The sequence below is a fragment of the Devosia sp. MC521 genome (genome assembly GCF_014127105.1).
In the GTDB taxonomy this organism is placed as follows: Bacteria; Pseudomonadota; Alphaproteobacteria; order Rhizobiales; family Devosiaceae; genus Devosia.
The window spans coordinates 2,424,957-2,445,087 of sequence record NZ_CP059902.1; the positions used below are offsets into that span (position 1 = coordinate 2,424,957).

Annotated in this window: 20 protein-coding genes; 6 read left to right on the plus strand and 14 right to left on the minus strand. The window is 57.8% G+C overall.

Going from position 1 to position 20,131, the window contains the following annotated elements:
- Nucleotides 1-74: 74 nt before the first annotated feature.
- From H4N61_RS11635 to H4N61_RS11645, 3 genes are all read left to right on the plus strand, one after another.
- A complete protein-coding gene (locus tag H4N61_RS11635; RefSeq protein ID WP_169195187.1) occupies nt 75-1,259 on the plus strand; it encodes a YeeE/YedE family protein in 1,185 nt (394 codons plus the stop codon).
- Nucleotides 1,260-1,459: 200 nt separating this feature from the next.
- Nucleotides 1,460-1,717, plus strand: a complete 258-nt coding sequence (locus H4N61_RS11640) for a hypothetical protein (protein WP_169195186.1) — start codon at nt 1,460-1,462, stop codon at nt 1,715-1,717.
- A 107-nt stretch (nt 1,718-1,824) separates the two neighbouring features.
- Nucleotides 1,825-2,946, plus strand: coding sequence for an NADH:flavin oxidoreductase/NADH oxidase (locus H4N61_RS11645; RefSeq protein ID WP_182394079.1), 1,122 nt, complete (start codon nt 1,825-1,827; stop codon nt 2,944-2,946).
- A gap of 27 nt (nt 2,947-2,973) precedes the next feature.
- Here the strand turns inward: H4N61_RS11645 and H4N61_RS11650 are convergent, their stop codons facing one another.
- The 5 genes from H4N61_RS11650 to H4N61_RS11670 form a co-directional block, all read right to left on the minus strand.
- Nucleotides 2,974-4,896 carry a potassium transporter Kup gene (locus H4N61_RS11650; protein ID WP_182394080.1) on the minus strand — a complete coding sequence of 641 codons (1,923 nt, stop codon included), beginning with the start codon at nt 4,894-4,896 and terminating at the stop codon, nt 2,974-2,976.
- A gap of 158 nt (nt 4,897-5,054) precedes the next feature.
- Nucleotides 5,055-5,669: an NADPH-dependent FMN reductase gene (locus H4N61_RS11655; protein WP_182394081.1), complete on the minus strand. Its 615-nt coding sequence runs from the start codon at nt 5,667-5,669 to the stop codon at nt 5,055-5,057.
- Between the two features lie 227 nt (nt 5,670-5,896).
- Complete coding sequence (locus H4N61_RS11660; protein ID WP_182394082.1) at nt 5,897-6,643, minus strand: pyridoxine 5'-phosphate synthase; 747 nt, start codon at nt 6,641-6,643, stop codon at nt 5,897-5,899.
- A 137-nt stretch (nt 6,644-6,780) separates the two neighbouring features.
- Nucleotides 6,781-7,335 (minus strand): acetolactate synthase small subunit, encoded by a 555-nt coding sequence (gene ilvN / locus H4N61_RS11665; protein ID WP_169195181.1) that lies wholly within the window; start codon nt 7,333-7,335, stop codon nt 6,781-6,783.
- Nucleotides 7,336-7,358: 23 nt separating this feature from the next.
- Entirely contained in the window at nt 7,359-9,128 is a 1,770-nt protein-coding gene (locus tag H4N61_RS11670; RefSeq protein WP_169195271.1) for an acetolactate synthase 3 large subunit, read from the minus strand.
- Nucleotides 9,129-9,498: 370 nt separating this feature from the next.
- On the opposite strand from H4N61_RS11670, the gene H4N61_RS11675 reads away from it, so the two are divergent.
- Nucleotides 9,499-10,998: an inorganic phosphate transporter gene (locus tag H4N61_RS11675; RefSeq protein WP_169195180.1), complete on the plus strand. Its 1,500-nt coding sequence runs from the start codon at nt 9,499-9,501 to the stop codon at nt 10,996-10,998.
- A gap of 78 nt (nt 10,999-11,076) precedes the next feature.
- On the opposite strand, the gene H4N61_RS11680 is transcribed toward H4N61_RS11675, so the two are convergent.
- The 4 genes from H4N61_RS11680 to H4N61_RS11695 all read right to left on the minus strand — a co-directional run bounded on the left by H4N61_RS11680 (nt 11,077) and on the right by H4N61_RS11695 (nt 12,893).
- The gene (locus H4N61_RS11680) at nt 11,077-11,535 is read right to left on the minus strand and encodes an NUDIX domain-containing protein (RefSeq protein ID WP_169195179.1); all 459 of its coding nucleotides are present in this window, start codon (nt 11,533-11,535) and stop codon (nt 11,077-11,079) included.
- 130 nt (nt 11,536-11,665) lie between these two features.
- Nucleotides 11,666-11,881 (minus strand): cold-shock protein, encoded by a 216-nt coding sequence (locus H4N61_RS11685; protein ID WP_169195178.1) that lies wholly within the window; start codon nt 11,879-11,881, stop codon nt 11,666-11,668.
- Between the two features lie 291 nt (nt 11,882-12,172).
- Entirely contained in the window at nt 12,173-12,457 is a 285-nt protein-coding gene (locus H4N61_RS11690; RefSeq protein WP_169195177.1) for a glycine zipper domain-containing protein, read from the minus strand.
- A 73-nt stretch (nt 12,458-12,530) separates the two neighbouring features.
- The gene (locus H4N61_RS11695) at nt 12,531-12,893 is read right to left on the minus strand and encodes a DUF423 domain-containing protein (RefSeq protein ID WP_182394083.1); all 363 of its coding nucleotides are present in this window, start codon (nt 12,891-12,893) and stop codon (nt 12,531-12,533) included.
- 74 nt (nt 12,894-12,967) lie between these two features.
- Here H4N61_RS11695 and H4N61_RS11700 point away from each other — a divergent pair, with 74 nt between their 5' ends.
- Complete coding sequence (locus H4N61_RS11700; RefSeq protein WP_248306513.1) at nt 12,968-14,374, plus strand: MATE family efflux transporter; 1,407 nt, start codon at nt 12,968-12,970, stop codon at nt 14,372-14,374.
- Here H4N61_RS11700 and miaA read toward each other — a convergent pair.
- Nucleotides 14,371-15,264 carry a tRNA (adenosine(37)-N6)-dimethylallyltransferase MiaA gene (gene miaA, locus H4N61_RS11705; RefSeq protein ID WP_349236461.1) on the minus strand — a complete coding sequence of 298 codons (894 nt, stop codon included), beginning with the start codon at nt 15,262-15,264 and terminating at the stop codon, nt 14,371-14,373. The genes H4N61_RS11700 and miaA overlap by 4 nt on opposite strands.
- Nucleotides 15,265-15,291: 27 nt before the next feature.
- On the opposite strand from miaA, the gene serB reads away from it, so the two are divergent.
- Complete coding sequence (gene serB, locus H4N61_RS11710; RefSeq protein WP_169195175.1) at nt 15,292-16,164, plus strand: phosphoserine phosphatase SerB; 873 nt, start codon at nt 15,292-15,294, stop codon at nt 16,162-16,164.
- Between the two features lie 72 nt (nt 16,165-16,236).
- Here serB and H4N61_RS11715 read toward each other — a convergent pair whose 3' ends face one another.
- The 4 genes from H4N61_RS11715 to H4N61_RS11730 form a co-directional block, all read right to left on the minus strand.
- The gene (locus H4N61_RS11715; protein WP_169195174.1) at nt 16,237-17,340 is read right to left on the minus strand and encodes a protease modulator HflC; all 1,104 of its coding nucleotides are present in this window, start codon (nt 17,338-17,340) and stop codon (nt 16,237-16,239) included.
- 2 nt (nt 17,341-17,342) lie between these two features.
- On the minus strand, nt 17,343-18,452 hold the full coding sequence (gene hflK / locus H4N61_RS11720) for an FtsH protease activity modulator HflK (protein ID WP_182394084.1): 1,110 nt from the start codon (nt 18,450-18,452) through the stop codon (nt 17,343-17,345).
- A gap of 64 nt (nt 18,453-18,516) precedes the next feature.
- Entirely contained in the window at nt 18,517-19,038 is a 522-nt protein-coding gene (locus H4N61_RS11725; RefSeq protein WP_169195172.1) for a dihydrofolate reductase, read from the minus strand.
- Between the two features lie 12 nt (nt 19,039-19,050).
- Nucleotides 19,051-20,067: a DUF4424 domain-containing protein gene (locus H4N61_RS11730; RefSeq protein ID WP_169195171.1), complete on the minus strand. Its 1,017-nt coding sequence runs from the start codon at nt 20,065-20,067 to the stop codon at nt 19,051-19,053.
- Nucleotides 20,068-20,131 lie beyond the last annotated feature (64 nt).

The following is a 20,131-nucleotide window of genomic DNA, read 5'->3' on the forward strand; positions in this document are numbered from 1 at the left end:
GAGCTGAACTAGCTTTGACGATCTGACATGGCGGACGCTTCGGCGCCCGCCACTGACTTTTCCGGGGCATTCTTATGACTTTGTCGCCATCTCGCTATCTCGTGCCGCTGATTGCAGCGACGGTGCTGATCTGGGGTTTCGTTTCTCTCAACAGTGCGGGCGTCGAAAGCCGCCCCCTCGCTTTGTCACTGGTGCTCGGCACGGCCTTCGGCATTGTGCTGCAGCGCAGCCGCTTTTGCTTCCTCTGCAACTTCCGCGATCTCATCGAGAAGCGGCAGGCAGGGGGCATCATTGCCATTCTGGTGGCATTGGCCGTTGGCGCGATTGGCTACACCACCATTTTTGGCGCTTGGCTGCCGACACCGGCGCTGGAGCGCTTACCCCCGACCGCTCATATCGGCCCGGTTAGCATTACCCTTGCCATTGCCTCGACCGTCTTCGGCATCGGCATGGCCATCTCTGGCTCATGCCTTTCGGCGCATTTCTATCGCCTTTCTGAAGGCTCGGTCATTTCGCCCTTCGCCATCATCGGCGCTTTCTTTGGTTTCGGCATTGGCTTCCTCACTTGGAACAGTCTTTTCCTCGCTGTGACCACCAATGCCTTTATCGGCTGGATCCCGCACCACCTTGGCTATGCTGGTGGGCTGACGCTGACGCTGGTTTTGCTCGGCGCACTGGCGATTGGTGCGCTGCTGTGGGCCAAGCCGCAAGCAACGGAAGCGGAAGCAGCGCTGACACTGGAAACCGGGGTAAGGAACCTGTTCTTTAAGCGCTGGCCCGCGATCATCTCCGGAACGCTGGTGGGCATTATCTCCACCCTCGCCTATCTGCGCGTTGCGCCGCTGGGCGTTACAGCCGAACTTGGCTCGCTGGCGCGTACCGCCGGCACTGCGGGAGGCATTGTGCCGTCGAGCCTCTTTGGCTTGGACACGCTGCGCGGCTGCGCCACCATCATCAAGGAAACCCTGCTCTCCAACAACGGCCTTTTCGTTCTGGGCATTATCGGGGGGAGTTTTTTCACCTCGTTTATCGCCGGTCAGTTCAAGCCGCGCCGCCTAAAGGGCTCTGACGTTGCTCGTGGTCTCGTGGGCGGCGTGCTGCTGGGCTGGGGCTCGATGACGGCGCTTGGTTGCACAGTGGGCGTTTTGCTCTCTGGCATTCAGGCAGGGTCTTTGTCGGGCTGGGTCTTCCTCGTCTTCATGTGCCTTGGCATTCTGCTGACCTGGCGCTTGGCGCGGGTCTTCCGCATCAGCCTTTAAGGAGCAATGCGCCTGGCTCAAGTCAGGCCCTACGATAGAAGCGTTTACCAAGAGGCTGCGGCGCGCTATGCCAATGGTCCAGCGCGCCCAGACTGCTTACTTGTTTGCACGACACGAAATTGTTTTAGAACTTTTGACGTCTCGCATTGCAGTCTTTCCGCACGCGCAGGCGTAAAGAAACATGACTAGTACAGGCCCTCATGTACGACGTATTCGATGAATATCTGAACCGCGATACCTGGCACACACCTGACTCTCTCGAGGATAATGTGTTCCACCGCACGCTCCGCAAGGTCGTCGACAATATCAACTTCACACCCGACGCGATGGGCGACTATTTTCGTAAGGTGAAGGGGCTTGCCCCCGGTGCCGATTGCGAACTGGCACAAGCCATCGCCCGCCGTGTCGCTGATGCGAAGGCCGTGCAGGATTATCGCCAGTATAATCCAAGCCACTAAGCCTTTCCGCTCAAGAGGCGTGGGTTCAAACATCTTGCTTCCATCGGCACTTGCCGATGGAGCAATATCAAGGCATGGTCACCGCCCCACCCTAAGCGGATGAACCAATGTCTGAGTTATTCTCCCCGATCACGCTTCGTGACGTGACTCTGCGCAACCGGACTGTGGTTGCGCCCATGTGCATGTATTCCTCCATCGACGGCTTCGCCAATGATTGGCATTTCGTTCATCTGGGGCGCTTTGCCATTGGTGGTTTTGGTCTGGTGATTGTGGAGGCCACGGGCGTTGTCCCCGAGGGTCGCATTTCCTATGCGGACATGGGGCTCTGGAAAGACGAGCACATCGCTCCCCTCGCCCGCATTGTCGATTTCCTGCACACGCACGGCACAGCCGCAGGGATTCAGCTGGCCCATGCGGGGCGCAAGGCCTCGACATCTGTCGAATGGCGCGGCGCGGATGAACTTCAAACGGAAGAACAGCGCAAGGCCGTAGGCTATGAGCACTGGGTACCAGTGGCGCCGAGTGCCGAAAGCCACGACCCCAATGACGACGACTATCAGGTGCCAACAGCACTGGACGCAGCCGGTATTCAGCGTGTCATTGACGGGTTTGCAGACGCTGCAATCCGCGCCGACAAGGCGGGTTTCGATACCGTCGAAATCCACGCCGCGCATGGGTATCTGCTCAACCAATTCCTCTCGACACTCGCCAACCATCGTACCGACGAATATGGCGGCAGCCGCGAAAACCGGATGCGACTGGTTTTGGAAGTGACCGAAGCGGTGCGGGCGGTGTGGCCTGCCAGCAAGCCGCTCATGGCGCGCATCTCGGCAAGCGACAATGCGGAAGGCGGCTGGACAATTGAGGATAGCGTCGTGCTGGCGCGCGAGCTCAAAGCGCGTGGTGTTGAGGTGATCGATTGCTCAAGCGGCGGGTTTGCGCAGGGCCGGATCAAGCCCGAGGCGAATTATCAGGTCAAGTTCGCCCAGCAGGTGAAGGCCGAGGGCGATATTCTGACCATGGCAGTGGGCCTCTTGGGTGACGTTGAAGGCGCAGAACAGATCATTGCGCGTGGCGAGGCCGACTTCATCGCGCTGGCCCGCGGGGCAATGGACGATCCGCAATGGGCAGCCCACGCGCGACGGGCACTTGATGGGTCTTATGACAACTGGCCGGTGCAAACAGTGCGGGTGCAAAGTCGAGACAAGGTTCTCGGCGTGCGGAAATGACAAAGGGGGCTCACGCCCCCTTTTCTTTTACAACAGCACCTGAGTGCCGATTTCCACCACCCGCCCAGACGGGATGTGGAAGTATTCGGTGGCGTCGCTGGCATTGCGCGACAGGCGAATGAACAGCTTGTCCTGCCAGGTGTGCCAGAACGACGTGGACTTGCCGATTTTAAGCGAACGACGCGAAAGGAAGAAGGAGGTCGACATGATGTCGAACTTCCACCCCAGCTTGCGCGCCAACCCCAGTGCCTTTGGCAGGTTCGGCGTTTCCATAAAGCCAAAGGTGATAACCACGCGGAAGAACAGCGCGTTATAGGCGTCGATCGTGACCTTTTCATCGTCCGGCACGCGCGGCGAAGTCGAGGTGCGAACCGTCAGAATGACGTTCTGCTCATGCAGCACCTTGTAGTGCTTGAGGCTGTGCAGGAGCGCTGTCGGCGCGCCCTCGATGTCGCTGGTGAGGAAGATCGCTGTGCCGGGCACAGTCGTTGGCTTTTTCTTGGCGAGGTTATCGACGAGGAACTGCAACGGCACTTCATCGCGACGGGTCTTTTCCTGCAGACGGCGACGACCGGCCATCCAGCTGCCCATCAAGAGCGCGACAAACACTGCGACCGCCGCAGGGAACCAGCCCCCCTGGAAGAGCTTTGACGCGTTCGCGGCAAAGAACCCGCCGTCGATAATAGCAAAGACCACGCCAAATGAGGCAACGGCCCAGAGCGGCCATTTCCAATTGCGGCGCATGACAACGAGCAACAAGGCCAGCGTGACAATCATCACCCCCGACACGGCAATTCCATAAGCATTGGAGAGGGACGCCGAGCTACCGAATGCAGCAACGAGGATCAGCACGCCGATCATCAGGAACATGTTGATCTGCGGCATGTAGATCTGACCGCTCTGCGTCTCCGACGTGTGGAGCACGCGCATGCGCGGCAGCATGTTCATAGCGATAGCCTGCTGAGTGAGGCTGAAGGTGCCCGTGATGACCGCCTGAGAGGCAATGATGGTCGCCAAGGTGGCGAGGATCACGAAAGGCAGCAACGCCCATTCAGGCTGCATCTCATAGAACGGGCTGACAACGTTGTTGACGCCCGTATGCAGCACATAAGCCCCCTGCCCGAAATAATTCAGCAACAGGCACGGAAAGACGAGGCCAAACCAAGCCAGCACAATCGGTTTGCGACCAAAGTGCCCCAGATCGACGTAGAGCGCTTCTGCGCCGGTCACAGCAAGAAAGATTGCCCCCATCACCACGAAGGCGATGCCGAGGTGGGTGACAAGAAACTCGATGCCGAGCAGCGGGTTCAGCGCCCACAGGATCGCCGGGTACTGCATGATATTGAAGAGGCCCGAGGCACCGAGAACGAGGAACCAGATCGCCGTTATGGGGCCAAAAATGATGGCGACTTTCGCCGTGCCAAATTTTTGCACGGCAAAAACGCCGACAATAATGACCAGTGTGATTGGCACCACCCAGCGCGTCATGCCCGGGGCCACAAGATCAATGCCTTCAACGGCTGACAGAACCGAAACGGCGGGGGTGATAATGGCATCGCCGAAGAACATGGCCGCGCCCAAAATCCCGAGCGCTGTAATCCAGAATGGTGGGTTGGTGAAGGTCTTGCGGGCAAGCGCCATCAAGCTGAGCGTGCCGCCTTCACCATTGTTGTCCGCACGGGTGACGAAGAACACATATTTGACCGCGACGGTGAGCGCGAGCACCCACACGATCAGCGAGAGCAGACCAAGGATCTCGACATTGGTTGCCGCAGCGCCCGGGCGCACGTGCATGGCCTGCCGGAAAGCGTAGATCGGCGAGGTGCCGATATCGCCATAGACGACACCGATCGCCCCGAGGGTCAGCATGGGTAGATTGTTGGACTTGTGATCGCTGTGGGGGACGTTCACATCACCGACGCTGGGCGCGGTGTTTTCCGAATGCGTCATGAGCGTTAGGGCTCTCGCTGTAGCAGGGCGGGCGCCGCTATACACCCGCACCCATAAACTATCAATGCCCGGCGCGATGCTTGGTTCAACAAGAAAAAAAGGCCGCTCGATTTGCGAGCGACCTTCCAAGACAAAAATTGTCTCTGAGCGTGAGTGATTTACTCAGCAGCGATTGCAGTTGCAGCGTCTGCTTCGCGAGCCTGCTTTGTAGCAGAGGCCCACCAGATCAGCTGATCGAGCATGTCCTTGGCCGCGCCACCGATTGCACCTTCGATGTCGTTCAGCGACTTGGTGCCGCCAAAGCCTGGGTGAACCGAGGCAAAATCAGCGCCAGCAAGGTGAACTGCCGAGCGAGTCGAAACCATCTGCAGCTCAACACCGATGTTCCGCAGGTGCTCGATAGCGCGTGCGCCACCAACACCACCGTAACCGAAAGCGCCAAAAGCCTTCTTGTTCCACTCGACATAGGCCTGATCAATTGCGTTCTTGAGAGCGCCAGAGATCGAACGGTTGTATTCAGCGGTTACGAAGATGTAGCCGTCGAGTTCAGCAATTTTCTTCTGCCACTTCTGCGCATTTGCGTTCTGCGAAGGCATCCAGGCAGTGGACGCAGCTTCGTCAAAGAATGGCAGGTCATAGTCGCGCAGGTCTACGATTTCAGCTGCGATTTCAGGGCGTTCGTTGGCCTTGTCAGCAATCCACTGGGCAGGGACGTGACCGAAGCGGGTCGGACGAGTGGTCGAAATAATAACGCCAATCTTGAGCTTGGACATCTGAGTGCCCTCCTTGGTAACAAAACGTAACTGAGGCGATATATGTGCCTGTCTCGTCCGTTCACAAGTGGGCACTATTATGTTCCCAGATACATATGTCTCACTAGGTAACACCGATGTAAGTATCGGAAAGTCCTAGGCTTTTAGAACAAAAAATGGACGGATCACGATAATCCGTCCATTTTCAGCATAATTAAAACGCAGTGTTCTGTTTTATCGAACAGTCTTTAGTCTGCGAGGACCGCGCAGTAGCGACGGGTGGCTTCAGCAAAGCCATAGAGCAGTGCGTCTGCGGTGATGCCGTGGCCAATGGAAGCCTCTGCGACGCCTGTCACCTGCTCTTGGAAAGCGGGCAGGTTTTCGAGCGTCAGATCATGCCCGGCATTGACACCCAGACCAATGGCAAGGGCAGCGGCGCAGGTATCAGCCAGCGCCACGAGTTCACGCTGCGCGGCAGCCCGGTTGTCATAGCAAGCGCCATAAGGGCCGGTGAACAGTTCGATACGGTCGGCACCAACCGCCTTGGCAGCAGCAACGCCTTCAGCCCCAGCGTCTGGATCGCAAAACAGCGAGATACGGCGCCCTTGAGCACCACGAAGACGCGGGATGACCGCGTTGAGAATGTCGGCCTGACCGACAAAATCCCATCCGTGGTCAGAAGTCGCCTGGCTCGGATCATCCGGCACCAGCGTGACTTGATGGGGATTGATGGTTTCGATCAGGGTGATGAAATCTTCGCTTGGGTAACCCTCGATGTTGTATTCGACATCGGGATATTCCAAGGACAGAAGCTCAGCCAAAGCGAACACGTCCGTACGCCGAATATGGCGTTCGTCGGGACGGGGATGAATGGTGATGCCCGCAGCGCCCGCGTCCAAAACCACGCGCGCAATGCCGGTCACACTCGGCCACGGCAGATCGCGGCGATTGCGGAGTTGGGCGACGGCGTTGAGATTGACGGACAGCAGAGTCACGGACGGATATCCTTACAGCAGATAGCTTCTGCTTACGCCCTGCCCCACCGAGGAGCAATACTGAAGCGCTAGGCCGTTAGACGCAGACTATAAAACACCCGGCGCGATGAGCGAACACCGCGCCGGATGATTGGGCATTACATGCTTTCAGGGCCGCGGCTGATCGCAGCCAGACCGGTGCGGACCACTTCGACGAGACCAAGCGGAGCCATCAGAGCGATAAAGCTATCGATCTTTTCTGGCTTGCCGGTGACTTCGAAAACAAAGCTCTCGACGGTCGAGTCGATGATGTGCGCACGGAAGGCATCAGCAAGACGCAGCGTTTCAGCGCGATGATCGCCCGAACCACGAACCTTGATCAGCGCCAATTCACGCTCAACGAAAGCGCCTTCTGCCGAAAGGTCATGAACCTTATGGACCGGCACGAGACGCTCCAGCTGGCTCTTGATCTGGATCAGAACCTTGGGCGTGGCGATGACAACAACAGTGATGCGACTAAGTCGACTGTCGTGTTCGGTCTCACTGACGGTCAGGCTCTCGATATTGTAGCCGCGCGCCGAGAAGAGGCTCACGACACGTGCGAGGATACCGGGCTCATTGTCGACCAAAACCGAAAGCGTGTGGCGTTCGTTCTGCTGGGTTTCTGGAGCCATGAAATAGGCGGAACCAGTGGGCTGGAGATGTGCGTTCATTTTTGTTTCTCTCCGCAGCTGGCTTAAACCAGCTGGCGTCCCTTCTCGTCGATGATGTCGCCGATGTCAGCGGTATCAGGCAGGATAATTTCATTGTGCGGCTTGCCCGATGGGATCATCGGCAGGCAGTTCTCGTCCTTCTCGACGATCACGTCGAAGATAACTGGGCCGTCATAGTCGAGCATTTCCGCGATTGCCGCGTCGAGCTCGGCTGGGTTTTCGCAGCGAATACCCTTAGCGCCATAAGCTTCAGCAAGCTTGACGAAGTCCGGCAGCGATTCCGAATAGGAATGCGCATAGCGCGAGCCGTGCAGCAGATCCTGCCACTGGCGGACCATGCCCATGCGCTCGTTGTTGAGGATGAAGATCTTGATCGGCAGACGATACTGAACCGCCGTCGAGATTTCCTGCATGGTCATCTGTACGGACGCTTCGCCGGCGATATCGATCACCAGTGCATCTTCATGCGCAACCTGCACGCCAACAGCGGCTGGCAGGCCATAACCCATGGTGCCGAGACCACCCGAGGTCATCCAGTGGTTTGGCTTATCGAAGTGGAAGTGCTGCGCAGCCCACATCTGGTGCTGGCCCACTTCAGTGGTGATGTAGACTTCCTTGGACTGGTTCTTGGTCGCTTCATACAAGCGCTGGATAGCCCATTGCGGCTTGATGACCGTGTCCGAGTTCTTGAATTTGAACGAACCAACGGCGCGCCACTTTTCAATCTGGCTCCACCACGGCGCAATTGCTTCATTGCGAGGCTGATTGGTCTTGGAACGCCAGATGCGGATCATTTCCGCCAGCACGCGGTTGCAATCGCCAACGATTGGAATGTCGACGCGGATAATCTTGTTGATCGATGCAGGATCGATATCAACGTGGATCTTGCGGCTGTTTGGCGAGAAAGCATCGACGCGGCCGGTGATACGGTCGTCAAAGCGTGCGCCGATGTTGATCATGACGTCACAGTCATGCATCGCCAAGTTCGCTTCGTAAGAACCGTGCATGCCCAGCATGCCGAGCCACTGCTTGTTGGAAGCCGGGAACGCGCCCAGACCCATCAGGGTCGAGGTGACTGGGAAGCCAGTGAGTTCGGCCAGCTCGCGCAGGGATTCGGAGGCTTCCGGACCCGAGTTGATGATGCCGCCTCCGGTGTAGAAGATCGGACGCTCAGCCTTGAGCATCATATCGACAGCCGCTTCGATAGCCTTGAGGTCGCCATCCATCTGCGGACGGTACGACTTGGCGCGCAGCGTGCTCGGCTCTGGACGATAGTAATCGCCAACCGCGAACTGAATGTCCTTCGGAATATCGATGACAACCGGACCCGGGCGGCCAGTGGTGGCGACGTGGAAGGCCTCGTGCAGGATGCGCGGCAGGTCCGCCACGTTCTTTACGAGGTAATTGTGCTTGGTGCACGAACGGGTGATGCCGACCGTATCGCATTCCTGGAAGCCGTCGGTCCCGATAAGGGTCGTTGGCACCTGCGCGGTGATGCAAACGAGCGGAATGGAATCGAGAAGAGCGTCGGTGAGGCCGGTCACCGCATTGGTCGCGCCCGGGCCCGACGTCACGAGCACAACGCCCGGCTTGCCAGTCGAACGTGCATAGCCTTCGGCCATGTGGGTCGCACCCTGTTCGTGGCGCACCAGAATGTGCTGGACGAAGTCCTGCTGGAACATCGCATCATAAATTGGCAGCGCAGCGCCACCGGGATATCCGAAGATATGTTCAACGCCCTGATCGGTGAGCGCTTGGATCACCATTTCAGCGCCGGTCATTTTTTCGGCCATCATTCAGCCCTTCCTAATTCTCCCCCGGAGGGAAATCCGTCGTTCTCCGCCTCTCCCCGCGCGGCGGAAAAAAGGCAATAAAAAAGGCCCCGTTTGGGACCTTGTGTTCGGCGCATCCGCAATCGCGCGGGGTTTTACCCCACGGTGCCGATGCGCCTGCTAACCACTACGAGAATGAGCGCCCGCATGGGACCTCTCCTGAAAATTCGTTGCGCATTGATAAAGTGATTGTGAGTCCTGAGTCAACCCAAAATGCCGCATGCAAATCACCAGCTGAGATCGCCTCAGCCTGCCACACAGGCTTTTTTAATGGCAGGACGCCTCCAAAGTGCTAAAGGCGGCACAACACAGATTATGACCTTTTGGTGACATGAGTAAAAGCGCGCTCGACAAAGACTTGCAGCGTGTTTCCGGAATGGAAACGGCAACCTTCAATTTAACCCGCTCGCTCGCAGCGCCGGGCATCGCCTTGGTCTTCCTTCTGCTGGCCGCAGTTTGGGCCAGCTACGCGATGGGCGGCTCGCCAGGCACATATATCGTCGTCATATCGGCCTGTATCGCAGGCTATATGGCGCTAAACGTTGGCGCAAATGACGTCGCCAACAACATGGGCCCAGCTGTCGGTGCCCGTGCCATTACCATGGGCGGTGCTCTCGTAATCGCGGCAATCTTCGAAGCGGCTGGCGCTCTGCTCGCTGGCGGCGACGTGGTCAACACAGTAGCGCGCGATCTGCTGATCGCACCGGACTTCGAGTCGAAGACCTTTATTACCGTGATGATGTCTGCCCTGCTGGCCTCTGCGCTGTGGGTGAACCTGGCGACCTATATTGGCGCGCCAGTTTCCACCACTCACGCCGTTGTCGGTGGCGTCGTTGGCTCCGGCATTGCTGCCGCAGGCTTTGGCGTCGTCAACTGGGGCATGATTGGCGCTATCGCCACCAGCTGGGTGATTTCGCCAGTCATGGGCGGGCTGTGCGCAGCAGGCCTTTTGTGGTTGATCATGAAGACGATCACCAATCGCCTCGACAAGATTTCAGCGGCGCGCGTTTGGGTACCAATCCTTGTCGCACTGATGACAGGCGTCTTCGCCATTTATCTAGCGACCAAGGGCATGAGCCGCATTTGGAAGCCTGAACTGCCGATCGTCGTGACGCTGTTCTTCGTGTTCACCGCACTTGGTTGGATTGTTTCCATGCCAATCGTGCGCAAGCAGTCGATGAACCTTGAAAACCGCAAAAAGCATGTAGCGACCCTGTTCCGCATTCCGCTGGTAATCTCGGCCGCCCTGCTCTCCTTCGCCCACGGTGCAAACGACGTTGCCAACGCTATCGGTCCTATGGCCGCTATCGTGAGCGCCATCGAAAGCGGCGGGGCTGACGCAGGTGGCATCAGCTTGCCATTCTGGGTCCTAGCCATTGGCGCAATCGGGATTTCACTAGGCCTCGCGCTGTTTGGCCCCCGCCTCATCCGTACTGTTGGCGAGCAGATCACCAAGCTCAACGAAATCCGCGCATTCTGTGCGGCGCTGTCGGCGGCTGTGACCGTACTCGTCGCTTCAGCACTCGGCATGCCGGTTTCCTCAACGCACATCGCTGTGGGTGCAGTGTTCGGCGTCGGGTTCCTGCGTGAGTATTTCTCGCGCCGCGATATGGAAGGCTCGGCAGTTCCGGTTAACGCTAAGTTCGTTGATCCATCCCAGCTCAATGCCACCCCGGAAGAGGCACTTGCCAATGCCCGTAAGTCTGAAGGGCGTCTCCTGGTCCGGCGTCAGCATGTTTACTCGATCGCGGCGGCCTGGGTCGTAACCGTCCCCGCATCGGCCGTTTTGTCGGGCGTGCTCTATTACGTGCTGAGCCTGATCATTCGCTAACCACCAACAGCATTAGCCGAACAAAAAGGCCCGGAACCTCATGGTTCCGGGCCTTTTCTCTAATTCGAAAGGGTTCGCTTACTTGACGAGATAAGCCGTGTGAAACTTCACAGCGAGACGCGCCAATGAGCGATCGGCCAAAAGACGCTTGGCTTCTGTCAGCGTCGCCCAGTGGCGTAGACGCTGCCCTTGCTCACGCCAGCTCTCGAGCTGCTCGGTGACGAGAAGTGGGTAGAGATCGACATTCACTAAAGTCGCCCCTTCCCCGCCGGTGCTGGCGCGGTAGCTGCCAATAACGTCCTGCGAGATTGTGCCGACAACACCCGCCTCTTCAGCAGCCTCGCTCGCAGCGCTGTCCCAAGCAGTATAGCCAGGCTCAATAGCACCCTTTGGAAAGATCCACTTGCCGCTGCGGCGCGAGGTGATCAGCAGGAAAGCCATGCGCCCGTCGATGATCGAATATGGCAGAGCTCCGGCCTGACGCAACGCATCTGGCGTTTCGACGGCGGGGCTCCAATGCTTAAGCAATTCGCGCAAGGTCACGACCCTTTGGATAAAATAGGTTGGTCGCTCCTTGGCACAGCTACGCCGCTTGTGTCCACACCACAAACAGAAAGGGCCCCGAAGGGCCCAATCAAAATTCGTTATATCGAGACGAAAAGCTCGATTAGCGTGCCAGTGCAACGTTTGCTGCGGAAACCTTGCCGTCACGGCCGGTTTCGAGTTCGAAGGTGACCTTGTCGCCTTCGTTCAGGCTCTGTAGGCCCGAGCGCTGCAATGCAGAAATATGCACAAACGCGTCTTTTTCGCCGTTCTCAGGCGAAATAAAACCGTAGCCCTTAGTGGTGTTAAAGAACTTCACGGTGCCCGTAATAGTAGACATAGCAAGACCTCGAGGTCGTAGATGCTGCTCGCGCAGCGTTGGGTGAGCCTGACAGCAAGTTGTCAGAACGTACATTTTCACCAGATCAGGAGGTAGCCTAGTTTCCGGAAGCCCGGTCGTTCAGTTAGCGCAAGTCGAGTGGCACGTTAGTACCGATTATCTACGCAGACTGAACAATTTTCAAGGCAGAACTCACTGTAAGTGAAAGACACCCGGCCGGGGGGCCGACCGGGTGTCTTACGCCCAAAAGGGCGTACGCCGCAGGGGGCGCTACGGCATCTAGAGACGGTGTTAGCCGCGCGGACAAGCCGCTACGTACTGCACACCTGTGCGTGGGTTGCGGTACACGCACTGATTTGGATTTCCGTTATAGTTACGGCTTTGCAGAGCATCGCCAGCAGCCGCCCCGGCGATCGCGCCGATACCAGCACCAACGATAGCACCAGCTGCACTGCCGCCGGTGATTGCCGACCCTACGACCGCGCCACCGACGCCGCCAACGGTTGCACCCTGCTGGCTAGCAGTACATGCGGTGAGCGAGAGAGCCGCAACTGCGACCACCAAAATCTTAAGCATGGAATATCCTCCACGATAACTTCCGCGTCCAAAATGCGCGACATCCGTGAATGGTTCCAGAATTCCGCCCAAATTATTTCTTTAATTTAGCGAGGCCCGCGCCACTTAGGGCAAATCCAAGCCATCCCAAAATCATAAGCCCACCGCCAATCGGTGCCGCACCTGCAAAAAGTGGTGCACTGAGAAACTCACGCAACGCCAAATCCGCTCCAAAAATCAGCGTCCCGAGCGCCAGAATTGCCCCCGAAAAGGCGAAGGAACGAGACCGACCAAAGAGGCCAACCGCCAACAACGCAGGGCCATGGGATAGAAAGACCGCCGCGATGGCAGAAAGATTGCGCGAGTCCACCATATGGGAGGATGCAGCCGCAGCAGCGACGCCGCTTGCCCCAAGCAAACCCGCAACGACAAGCAGGCCTCGATGCAACACAATCATGTCCAACTCCTTAGCCGCCCTTTTATAGCGCCAGCGAATGGTCTAGAGGATCACTCTCTAAGAGAGTATTGAATATGAGTGAGATGGTCGCGCCAATGCCAGAGCGTGCTTCGCGTGGCGCCTGGGGGCGGGAATTTATCGAGAGTTTTTCTCTCGCTTGGCCGCTGGTTATTGCTCAGCTTGCTCAAAACGCCCTGCAAACAACAAACGTCGTCATGGTCGGCTGGCTCGGCCCATCCGATCTGGCAGCGGCAACGCTGGCCTCCACGTTTTATACCCCTTTCATGCTGCTCGGCACCGGGATTGTCGCGGCGGTATCAGCGCTTGTTGCGCAAGCGCGTGGGCAGCGAGACATCAAGGCCGTGCGCCGTGTCGTGCGCCAGGGCTTCTGGGCGGCGCTCATGATTTGTGCGGTGCTTGTGCCGCTGATCTTACAGTTTCAGAATATTTATCAGCATCTGGGCCAAGACCTCGACACGGTCGCGCATGGCCAGAGCTACATCAATATTCTGGCGTTTTCCCTGTTCCCGGCGCTCGGCATCATGGTGCTGCGCTCGTTTTTGTCAGCGACCGGCATAACCCGTCCCATTCTGATCATCACCATCTTCGGCGTGCTCATTAATGGGCTGATCGCATACAGCCTCATCTTCGGCAATTTTGGTTTGCCGGAAATGGGCATTCGTGGCGCTGGCGTTGCCTCGCTCGTGGCGAACTTGGCGATGTTCGCGATGATGCTGACCTATGTGCTACGTCACCGCAAACTCAAGCGCTTCAACATCCTCGTGCGCTTCTGGAAGGCGGACTGGGGGCACCTAAAGGAAATCTTCCGCATTGGTGTTCCGATGGGCATGACGACACTGGCGGAAGTCGGGCTATTCACCGCCGCTGCGGTGCTCATTGGCCAATTCGGCACAGACGCGATTGCGGCGCACGCCGTCGCGTTACAATGCTCGTCGACCGCTTTCATGGTGCCGCTAGGCTTGGGATATGCCGCAACTGTCCGCGTCGGCTTGGCCTATGGTCGCGGCGACAAGGAAGGCATTCGGCGCGCCGGCTGGGCGTCCTTCATCCTCGGAACCGGCTTCATGGTGTTCTCCTGCGCCCTGTTCCTGCTCGCGGGTCGACAGATTGCCGGGGTGTTTTTGGATCCGACGCTCGAGTCCAACGCCCATGCGATCAATCTTGCTGTGACCTTCATCGCAGTGTCGGGCCTGTTCCAACTGGTCGATGGCGCTCAGGTTACGGCAGCCTATTCGCTGCGCGGCCTGAGCGACGCGAAGGTGCCCATGTGGATCGCCATCTTTGGCTATTGGTTCATCGGGCTACCGACCAGCTATGTCTTGGGCTTTACCTTCGGCATGGAAGGCTTGGGCGTTTGGCTCGGTCTTGCTGTCGGCCTCGCCTTCGTGGCTGTGCTGCTGGTCGGGCGATTTGCCTATCGCGAACGCCTCGGACTGCTCAAAACACTGAACCCCGCTTAAAGCGGGGTTCCTCCAAGGCCCAGTCTTGGCCAATCAGCCATGCGGTTGCGGAACCACGTTCGCTGCCGCTTGGCATATTGATGGGTGGCAGTCGTGGCGAGACGGATCGCCTCCTCCTCATCCATTTCCCCTTTCAGCCAAGCCGCAATTTCCGGTACGCCAATTGCCTTCATGGCAGGCAGCATCGGGTCGAGGTTTTGCGCCAACACCGCCTTCACCTCCTCCACAGCGCCATTGTCGAACATATGGTCAAAGCGATGGGCGATACGCTCGCGCAGCACCTCGCGTTCGGGCCACATAACAAAGCGCTCAATATCGGCGTCAGCCAAAATTCCAGCCTGCGGCTCGTCTTGATAAGACGACAGCGCCCTGCCCGTTGCCCGCTTGACCGAGAGCGCCCGAACCACACGCTGAGGGTCAGCAACCTTGAGCCGAGATGCGGTGATGGGATCTTCCGCCGCGAGCAGCGCCATACGCTCAGCCTCGTCAAAATCGGCAATCTCTTCTTCAACCGAAATCATAACGGCTTGAGGCACTTCTGGGATGTCTGCGAATCCCTTCGTCAGCGCATCGAAGTAAAGTCCTGTGCCGCCGACAAAGATCAGCTCACGCGCTGGATCGACCTCTTGAATCAACGCATTAACTTTTCGGATATATTCGCCGGTTGAGAACCGTTTAGCGACAGGCACAACGCCATAGAGATGGTGCTCGGCCTGCGCTTCGTCTTCAACAGATGGACGCGCTGTCACAACACGAAGCGTGTTATAAACCTGCATTGAATCGGCGTTGATAATCACGCCGCCACCCGTCTGGGCGCGCGCGATTGCCAGCGCCGACTTGCCGCTGGCAGTCGGACCCGCTATCAGAACCACGCGCCTCTGGGCCATCATTTCGTTCTCCCGAAAGTCGCTTTATCCATGCCGGTTCTTTCCCTGATCGCCAACCCTGCAGATCCTGATTTCGACACCAAGCTTGCTCAAGCTGTCGTGGCGGAAATAGGCGGAGAACTCAACTGGCTGAACAATGGTATCGCCTGCGATATCATTGAGCCAAAAGCTGAGAACGCTCTCGCCCTCGCGCGCGAAATCATTGGCACGCGCGCAGTGGACGTCAATTTGGTGCCCACCTATGGTCGCCGCAAGCAGCTTCTTGTCGCAGACATGGACTCCACCATGATCCAGCAGGAATGCATCGACGAACTGGCCGCTGCCTTGAACCTCAAAGACAAGGTTGCCGAAATCACCGAACGCGCTATGCGCGGCGAACTTGATTTCGAACAGGCGCTAGACACGCGTGTGGCTCTCCTCAAAGGCCTTGATCGTGCTGCCATGGACGAGGTTCGTCGTGGCTCCATCACCCTCATGCCGGGTGGGCGTACGCTGATCCAGACCATGAAGGCCTATGGCGCTTACACCTCGCTGGTGTCGGGCGGCTTCACCTTCTTTGCTGACTATTTTGGCAAGCGCATCGGCTTTGACGAGGCCATCGCCAATGTTCTCGAATTCGACGGCGATAACCTCACCGGCACAGTGAGCAAGCCCATCGTCGACAAGACCACCAAGCGTACACGCCTTGAAACGCTCGCCCAAGAAAAGGGTCTGTCGCTGAGCCAGACCATGGCTGTGGGCGACGGTGCCAATGACCTCGATATGATCGCCATTGCCGGCATGGGCGTCGCGCTGCATGCCAAGCCGGTCGTAGCGGCGGCCGCAGGCTACCGCATCGACCACAGCGACCTCACGGCCCTGCTTTATCTGCAAGGCTATGACGACGAAGAACTCGTCCGCTAAGCCAACACCAAGATCCAATAGAAAAGGCCGGCGCAGTTTCCTGCGCCGGCCTTTATCATGTCTAGTCAGCTTTTACTGAGCTGCTGGTGCAGCAGGCTCGGCTTCAGTCGGAACCACTGGTTCAACGGGGGCCGGAGCTTCAATACCCACGGTTGGCTGCAAAGCCGTACCATCTTCCAGCGTGATGCTTGGAACAGTGGTGTCCTGCAGGCCAAGGCCGTCGAGGAGTGGCTCAGTCGGTGCATCGACAACTTCTGGAACAACCAGAGGCTGGATCGGAGCACCAGTGATTTCGCCGCGTTCTGGCAGCGCGCCGCCCGAACCGAAGTAGCTGAAGAAAGCGCTGTCTGGCGACAGAACCATCGTCGTGCCGGTGTTTGCCAGCGACGTACGATAGGCTTCCATCGAACGGTAGAACTGGAAGAACTCTTCGTTCTGGCCATAAGCCAGTGCAAAGATACGGTTCCGTTCAGCGTCGCCCTGACCGCGGAGGATTTCCGCATCACGGGTTGCAGCCGCGACGATTTCAACCGCCTGACGATCAGCGATAGCGCGCAGGCTCTGAGCCTGTTCCTGACCACGAGCACGAAGCAATGCAGCTTCGGCAAGACGTTCAGCACGCATACGTTCAAAGGTCGTTGCCGAAACTTCAGCATCGAGGTCGGTACGCAGGATACGTACGTCGACAATGTCGAGGCCGAGATTTGCCAGATCCGGACGGATCAGATCACGGGTTTCCTGCATCATCTGCGCGCGCTGATCAGACAGAGCGTCGGAGAATTCACGCAGACCGTAAACCTGACGCAGAGCCGCATCGAGGCTTGCGCCGATACGGGCTTCAGCGACTGCAAGCTGACCGGTCGCACGCTCACGGAACAAACGCGCATCAGCGATGCGGTAGGTCAGGAATGCGTCAACCTGATAGAATGCGTTGCCCGACACCTGAACACGCATGTTCGAGATATCATAGCGCAGCAGACGATCATCGATCATCTGAACGGTATCAACGAAGTCGGTCGGGATCTTGAAGTAGATGCCCGGCTCGGTGCGCACGTCGGTGATCTGACCGAAGCGCATAACAATGGCCTGCTCGCGTTCGTCAACGACGTAAAGCGAGGAGAAGACGACGTAGAGGGCGGCAAGAACCAGACCGCCGAGAACATAAAGACGGTTCATGATCAGTTCCCTTCAGTGGTGTTGCGCTTGCCCAATTCTGGCAGCGGCAAATAGGGAACAACGCCCGAACCAGTTGCACCTGGCTCGATCAGCACCTTTTCGGAGCTGCCCAGAACCTGTTCCATGGTTTCGAGGAAGAGACGCTGACGGGTCACTTCTGGCGAATTCACGTATTCAGCATAGATCGAGTTGAAGCGTTCCGCCTCACCGGTTGCTTCCTGAACGACGCGGTTCTTATACGCAGCAGCATCTTCACGAGCCGCTGCGGCTTCACCGCGAGCGTTACCGAGAAGGGTGTTGGCGTAAGAACGGGCTTCTTCCTGAAGACGTGTCTCGTCCTGACGCGCACGCTGCACTTCATTGAAGGCATCGATAACGTCAGCTGGAGGACCAGCATTCTCGATCAGCACCTGGCTGACATTCACGCCGAGGCCGTAGCTTTGCAGCGTCGCCTGAGTGATGCGCAGAACTTCCTGCTGAATGCCGGCACGGTCGTCAGAGTAAATGTCCTGAGCCGGACGACGACCAACCGCTTCACGCATAGCGCTTTCAGACGCGTAGCGCACCAGCGATTCCTGATCGCGAACGTTAAACAGGTAAGAGACCGGATCGTTGATCGCCCAGAACACGGAGAACTGGACATTGACGATGTTCTGGTCGCCCGAAAGCATCAGACCGTCGCCCGCATTGCTGCGCGACGATGCAGTCGCTGCACCGATCTGGGTCTGATTGACGGTCGTGGTTGCACGTTCAACCGATTCAACAGGCCACACCATGAAGTGCAGACCCGGGCCCGAAATCTCTGGCTTCGGCTTACCGAAGCGGAGTTCAACACCCACTTCTTGCGGGTTGATGGTGTAGATAGAGTTGGACACCCAAAACGCTGCTAGCGCGAGGAAGCCGCCGATAAACAGCCACTTCCCACCTGGAACGTTACCTTTAAACTGGTCACGGCCACGATTGAGAATGTCTTCGAGATTGGGGGGATTACCGCCCGGACGACGCGGACCACCGCCGCCGCCACCGCCGCTATTGCCGCCACCACCTGGCGCTTGGCCCCAAGGGCCGCCATTGTTGCGGCCGCCTCCGCCACCATTATTCTCCCAAGGCATCGCAATCCTTTCGGTGTCTAAGAGAAAATCTGTTCGTTCTTATATAGGCATGCGCACCCGCGTATCAATCCGCGAGCGCTTGGCGCTTTTCATAGACCTTAATGGAATATGGCGCGCCGTCTTTTTCCGACGGTTCAACATGTGGTTCGGCCACAACCTGCCAGATTTCGGGGTCGACCTGAGGAAAGACAACATCGCCCGCCGGCTCGAGCTCGACATGGGAGATATAGAGCCGATCCGCCTTGCAGATGGCTTGCGCGTAAATCTCCCCGCCGCCGATGACCATGAGCTCGTCAACACCCAGCGCACCGGCCAAGCTCGCGGCCAATTCTATGGCTGCTTCAAGGCTTGCGCGGACATGGACGCCCTCTGGAACCGCATAGTCTTCTTGCCGCGTCACCACGATATGCGGGCGCCCCGGCAAGGGCTTAGGGAAAGTCTCGAACTGTTTGCGCCCCATGATCATGGGCTTGCCCATAGTGGTTGCCTTGAACCACGCGAAATCGGACGGAATGCGCCACGGAATTGTCTGGTCAGACCCAATGACACTGTTCCGCGCCACCGCGGCAATCAAGGCAAGCAGCATGGGATACGGTCCTCAGTTCATCAGCTGATCGGAATGGCGCAGCAGAAGGATGTCGATCTCTCCTGAGGGCCAGTAATCTGTTTTGACCATTTCAAAGGTCGTTGGCCCGATTTTCTTGACGCCGTCCCCACAAAACGACACCAGATTTTTCGGGTCGCCCTTGTCGACAACGAGACGGAAGTTCTCGATTTGCCCCCCTGCCCAATTATTGCCGGTGGTGACGATGTAGGAAATCCAGTTATCCCAATAAGGGGCGTATTCCTCGCCCTTCGGAATGGATTTCCGCACTGTATTGCGGAAGCCTTCATCGACGCAGTACTTGGTTGCGTATTCGCCCTGCGGGTCCCAGCCGCTTTCCGGATCGCCGGTGAGCAGGACGTTGGTACCAACCGTACCGCCAACGCTTGGGCGGTATTTGTGCTCGACCACAACCTTATCATTGGCTGGGAAGGTCGCCTCCCAAACATAGGAGGCGCGATAGGTCCAGAGCGGATAGGTATCATCCTGCACCTTGCCCTCGCCCAAATCATAAACCTCACGCTGAACAATGCCGAGACGTTGAAGCGCGCTCTTGTCCTCCGCCGACAGACCATTGAGTGCGTCTTGGGTCTCGTCGGCGAAATTGACCAAGGGGATGTCCATGCTGGTCAATAGCGCGCTTCGATCCACCCCGACGGCCATGGCATATTCATAAAGCGTCGCGGGAAGCTCTTCGCCGTCGAAGGTCGTCACAAACTCAAAGAGGTTGTCGAGCGGCCCTGTCGGATAGGACACTGGGCTATGATAGGAAAAATCAATGTCGGGCATCGGGAAGGCAACGAGCTGCTCAATATCTTTGTCGCTATTGTTGCGGAAGACATATTTTACGCGGATCTCGTCGACCGAGATGTAGAGTTCCTCGCTCTCCATCGAGATGTGGTCATTGGTGACGAAGTTGAGCCCGTTGGTCGTCAGTTGAACGGACGTATCATTGGCAAAACTGGGTCCCACCAAAATTCCGGCAGCCACCGTAAGGGCGATGAAACGCATGTGAACTCCCCACTCTGCCCGCTCCTCGTGGGAGCAGGAATCTCGTCAAAATGCCTTGTTCCGG